A 4,647-nucleotide genomic window follows, 5' to 3' on the forward strand; every position below is an offset into this window, starting at 1 on the left:
CGGCTCACGCCCTGCCGGCCGTGCAGGCGTTCGTTCGCCGCCGTGGACTTGCGGCAGGGCGACGGGAACGACGGGGGCGGCGGGACCTTCAGGGGCTGGGGGTGGAGGGACGGGACCGCGGGCTGCGGCCGCGCAAAGCCGCACCGCGCAGCCCGAGGTGCGCAGGGGGCGTCACCCCATGGCGGCGTCAGGCACCGATCATGGCGGCGTCAGGCACCGGTCACGGCGGCGTCAGGCACCGAGGACGCGGGCGTAGCCCGGCCGTGCCCCCTCGCGCTCCACCATGATCCGTGCGTCGGCCGTGGAGAGCAGGGCCTCGGGCAGCGGGAGGTCCACCAGGAAGTCCCCGTACTCGTGGGACGGGTGCTCTCCCAGCTCCACCTTCGTCCCGTCGCCGTTCAGCAGGTACACCCGCCAGACGTCGGCGCCCTGCGCCGCGGGGCCCGTCGCGGCCACCCGCAGGGTGCGGTCCGCGCGTATCTGGGCGGTGGCCACCACGGCGGTACGCCGCACGGGCTCGCCGAGGGAGTGCATCGGGCCGTGCTTGACCAGCGGCCTGCGGTCCGTGTCGGGAAGGTGCACGGCCACGACCTCGCCCACGAACATCGTGTGCACGGGGAAGGGGACGGTGTCACGCAGGACGCACTCGAGGGCCACCAGGCCGCCTTCGACCCACGGGGTTCCGGTGACCTCCGGCGCGCCGAAACCGAGGAGTTCGGCCCCGGTCTTGTCGATGTCCCCGATGGAGAAGCTGCCGGCGAAGTCGGCGAGTTCCGCCTGCTCCTCGGAGCACAACGTGAGGCTGAACTCGCCCTTCAACGGGAGGAGTTCGCGTGTCCGTGCGCGGGGACCCAGCACCACGGCGGCGTACAGGGGTTCCTTGTTCACGAAGTACGACCACTCCGCGGACATCACGTTCACGCCGTCCTCGTGGCGCACCGCCACGAGGCCTACGGTGCTCGTGGCCTTCTTCCACAGTTGGCCGGGGATTTCGCGGGACACGTGCCACCTTGCCTGCGTCGGGTCGGCCCGCGCGAGCGCGAGCCGATGGCGGATCGCCCATCCAATCCCTCGGGCACCACGGGGAACAGGCCAATTCGAGCCATCTCGTTCTTCGCGCGGCGAATGCCCTGGGCTGCCCGTGCCCGTCCGGCGCGAAACACGGCGACCGTGTGATCCAGGTCACGCAAGACTCTCTTGCCGCAATTCGACGGAGCCTTGTTCAATCGATCCGTCGAATGGATTCGAAAATCGGAAAGGGGGTGCTCTCCCATGAAGAAGCCGGTCCGTCGTAACGTCATCGCCGCGAAGTGACCACATGGTCGTCCGACCCGCAATTGATGCGGGCTCCGAGTCCGGCCGGCCGGGATGCCCATTCCGGCCGGCCGGCTTCTCCTATCTCTCCCGCAAGCGACGAACAAGGGGACAGTTGCTGTGGAACTGACAGACCGCGTCATGAGAATTCTCCACGTAGAGGGCACGGGCCTGGTCGTGTCGGACTCCTTCGGCCGCGTCCACGTCCTCGACGAGGAGCTGCGGCTCGTCCGCTCCTCCCCCCGCCTGCGGCAGGGCCGGCCGCTCTACGGCCTCACGGTCGCCGACGGCTGGGTCATCGGCAAGGACCGCATGGGCGCGGTGCTGCGCTGGTCGCTCGAGACCCTCGACCTCGTCAACCGCCTCGACCCCGCCACCGTCTGCGACCCGTCGACCCTGATCGAGGGTGAGGAGCCCTCCCCGGTCAGCTCGCGCGGCATCGGGGTGTGGGAGGGCCGCGTCTTCGTGACCGGCGGCTACCACCACCAGATGCTGGTCCTCGACCTGGACACCTTCGACGTCCTGGAAATCCGCCCCAACATATGCGGGTCCAGCCCCATGGAATGGGCGTGCACCGAGCATCCGACCTTGCACGCGATATCGGACAAGAAGGGGAATCTCCGGTTCGGAAGTTTCTCCGACCTGGAATTCCCCGCCCATGTGAAGCTCGACGACGGCAATATCCACCGGGTCCGCTACGACGCCCGGCACGACCGTTTCTGGTGCACCCAGGACTTCGGCGAGGGCGAAACCGCGGACATCGCCAACGGTGTGGTGACGGTGAGTCCGGACGGCGTCAAGGAGAGCGAACTGCTCTTCGCCCGCGACGACGTGGAATTCGTCGCCTTCTCTCCCGACTTCACGCGGGCGTACTCCGGCGGATTCGACGGCGAGCTGTACGTGTTCGACAACACCGACCGGGAACTCCGCGTCGAGCGCGTGGTGACGGGCTTCTCCCACCAGCTCAGCGACATCACCGTGAGCCCGGCCGGCGACCTCTACGTCCTGTGCCAGGACGGGGAGATCGTGCGCCTCGCCCCCGACGGCTCCTTCGTCCAGGGGCTGGGCTTCCGACGGCAGGCGGTCTGGGACATCCAGCCCTCGGCCGAGGACCCGTCCGTGCTGTACTGCGCCACCGACTCCGGCGTCGCGGTCGCGGAGGTCCGACAGGTCCCCAGCGGACCGACCCTGCACATCCTCGAGGACCACGAGAGCGGCCACGGCTTCACCAGGCGCCTCACGCCGGTGGACGGCGGCTGGATCGGCGTCAGCCGCGACCGCCAGGTCTTCCGCGCCCGCCGTGGCGGAGAGGTCCTGTGGAGCCGCTCCCTCCCGGAAGGGCTGCTGCACACCGTCGCCGCCTCACCGGACCGCGCCCGGGCCCTCGTCGCGAGCAACGCCGGCGCCCTGGAGCTCGACACCGCGACCGGAGAGACCCTCGCCTCCCTCTCCGTGGACGGGCTGCCGGTGTGGGCGTGCGCCTACCTCCCGGACGGGAGCCGGGTACTGGCCACCCGCAACGGCGTCATCGCCGTCTTCGAGGCCGGAGACGACCGGCTGACGTGGCGCCTCGACCAGGGCGAGTACCCCAAGCGCATGTGGGCGCAGGGCGACTTCCTGTACGTCGTCGGCGACGGAGGACTCAAGGAGATCGCCGTCGGTCACGGCGTGACCCGCACCTGGAAGGACCTGCTGTCCAACACCGCCGAGAACGCGACCGTCGCCGACGGCCTGGTCTGCGTGAGCTCCTACGGCATGCAGGTCGCCGCCTACACCTATGAGAACGACGAGTTCGTCGGATTCCTGGAGGACCTCCCCGACTACCCCAAGGCCCTCACCGTCGTGCGCGACGACAGCGGCCGACCGCACCTCCTCCTCGGCTGCCGCACCGGCCTGCTGTCCCTCTACCGCCTGGACAAGTCACCCGAGGACGGTACGTTCGCCAAGCTCGAGGACCACTGGCTGCCGCGCCGCCCCGCCCGCTACACGCTGCGGAGCCGGCCGTCCGCGGCCGAGTGAGAGAGCCGACGATGCCCCAGCAGACCGTGCCCGACGAGGAACTCGCTCCCTGGCACGACCGCCGCTTCCTCGTCTTCGCCACCGGGAACTTCGTCAACAACCTCGGAGAAGCCGCCTACAAGGTCTGTCTCCCGCTGTTCGTCTACGACCTCACCGGGTCCCTGGTGACGATGTCCCTCCTCGCGGCCCTGGCCCCGGCCATGCTGCTGCTCAGTCCCTGGCTGGGCGCGATCGTGGACCGCTGGGGCCCCCGCGTCTTCGTCGTCCCCGGGCTGATGGTCCAGCTCGCCGGCGCGGTGGCGCTCAACCTGAGCGTGCTGGCCGGAGACCCCTCCACCCCGGTCCTCTTCTGCATGGCCGCCCTGGTGCAGCTCGGGGGCGAGATGTACCGGACAGGATGGATCACCGGCGTCCCCGGCATGTTCCCGCGCAACGCCGCCCGGTCCCGGGCGGTGCTCAGCAGCCTGTTCGTCACCTCCAACATCGCCGGCCCGCTCCTCGTCGCCGTGGGCCTCGGCCTCGTCGGATACCTCGGGCTGCTCTGGTTCAACGCCGCCACCTTCCTCGCCCCGATCGTCGTCTGGCTGCTCGGCGTCCACCCGCCCGCGAAGGAACGGCCCCCGGCCCTGGCGGGAGGGCGGCTCGTCTCCGGCCTGGGCCGTGACATCCTCGACGGCTGGCAGGTGGTGAAGGCCGAGAAGCGGGTCCTCTACGCGGAGGCGATGGCCCTGCCGCTGCACTTCGCCAGCGGCATCGGCGTGCTCTCCTTCATGGTCTGGTACCTGCGCGACGAGTGGCACATGCCCGCCAGCGGCGTCAGCACCGCCCAGGCCGTCGCCAACCTCGGCGCGCTGGCGGGAAGCGTCTACATCGCCGCCCGGGCCCGCACCCGCCCCCGCATGGTCCTGGCAGCCTCCGCCACGGCCATGACCCTGGCCCTGTTCGCCATGACGCTGCCGTCGACCACCCTCTTCGTGATCTGCATGGTGGTCTTCTTCACCATGCGCTCCGCCCTGACCGCCGTCACCGCTCTGATCAACGTCAAGTACCTGCCGCCCGAGGTCATCGGCAGGGCGGAGGGCCTGTTCAACCTCATGGGCGGCGCGCCGATCCTGATCGCCCCGCTGCTGATCCCGCTGGTGCAACAGGCGTGGGGAGGCACCGCGGTACTGGTGTTCCTCGGCCTGACGTCGAGCCTGTCGCTGCTGTGCCTCGCCCGCTTCTGGTCCCGCTGGAGCGCGGCGGAGGCCGCCGTCCCCGGTGAACCCGTGCGCGGTGACACGCCCGTCGGATAGCGAGGGCGGGCGGCCGGCG

Annotated in this window: 3 protein-coding genes; 2 read left to right on the forward strand and 1 reads right to left on the reverse strand. The window is 70.2% G+C overall.

The features are described 5' to 3' along the window. Nucleotides 1–231: 231 nt before the first annotated feature. On the reverse strand, nt 232–1,002 hold the full coding sequence (locus HW445_RS19285; protein WP_180222240.1) for a flavin reductase family protein: 771 nt from the start codon (nt 1,000–1,002) through the stop codon (nt 232–234). Nucleotides 1,003–1,455: 453 nt separating this feature from the next. Between HW445_RS19285 and HW445_RS19290 the strand changes: the two genes are divergently transcribed. Continuing rightward, nucleotides 1,456–3,333, forward strand: coding sequence for a WD40 repeat domain-containing protein (locus HW445_RS19290; protein ID WP_180222241.1), 1,878 nt, complete (start codon nt 1,456–1,458; stop codon nt 3,331–3,333). 11 nt (nt 3,334–3,344) lie between these two features. Beyond that, complete coding sequence (locus HW445_RS19295) at nt 3,345–4,628, forward strand: MFS transporter (RefSeq protein WP_180222242.1); 1,284 nt, start codon at nt 3,345–3,347, stop codon at nt 4,626–4,628. The last annotated feature ends 19 nt before the right edge of the window (nt 4,629–4,647 follow it).

The organism is Streptomyces sp. UH6 (genome assembly GCF_013421635.1).
In the GTDB taxonomy this organism is placed as follows: domain Bacteria; phylum Actinomycetota; class Actinomycetes; order Streptomycetales; family Streptomycetaceae; genus Streptomyces; species Streptomyces abyssomicinicus.

Excerpts from the sequence above, each read along its gene's own strand:
- HW445_RS19295 (WP_180222242.1), top strand. The coding sequence starts at position 3,345 with ATGCCCCAGCAGACCGTGCCCGACGAGGAACTCGCTCCCTGGCACGAC.
- HW445_RS19290 (WP_180222241.1), top strand. The coding sequence starts at position 1,456 with ATGAGAATTCTCCACGTAGAGGGCACGGGCCTGGTCGTGTCGGACTCC.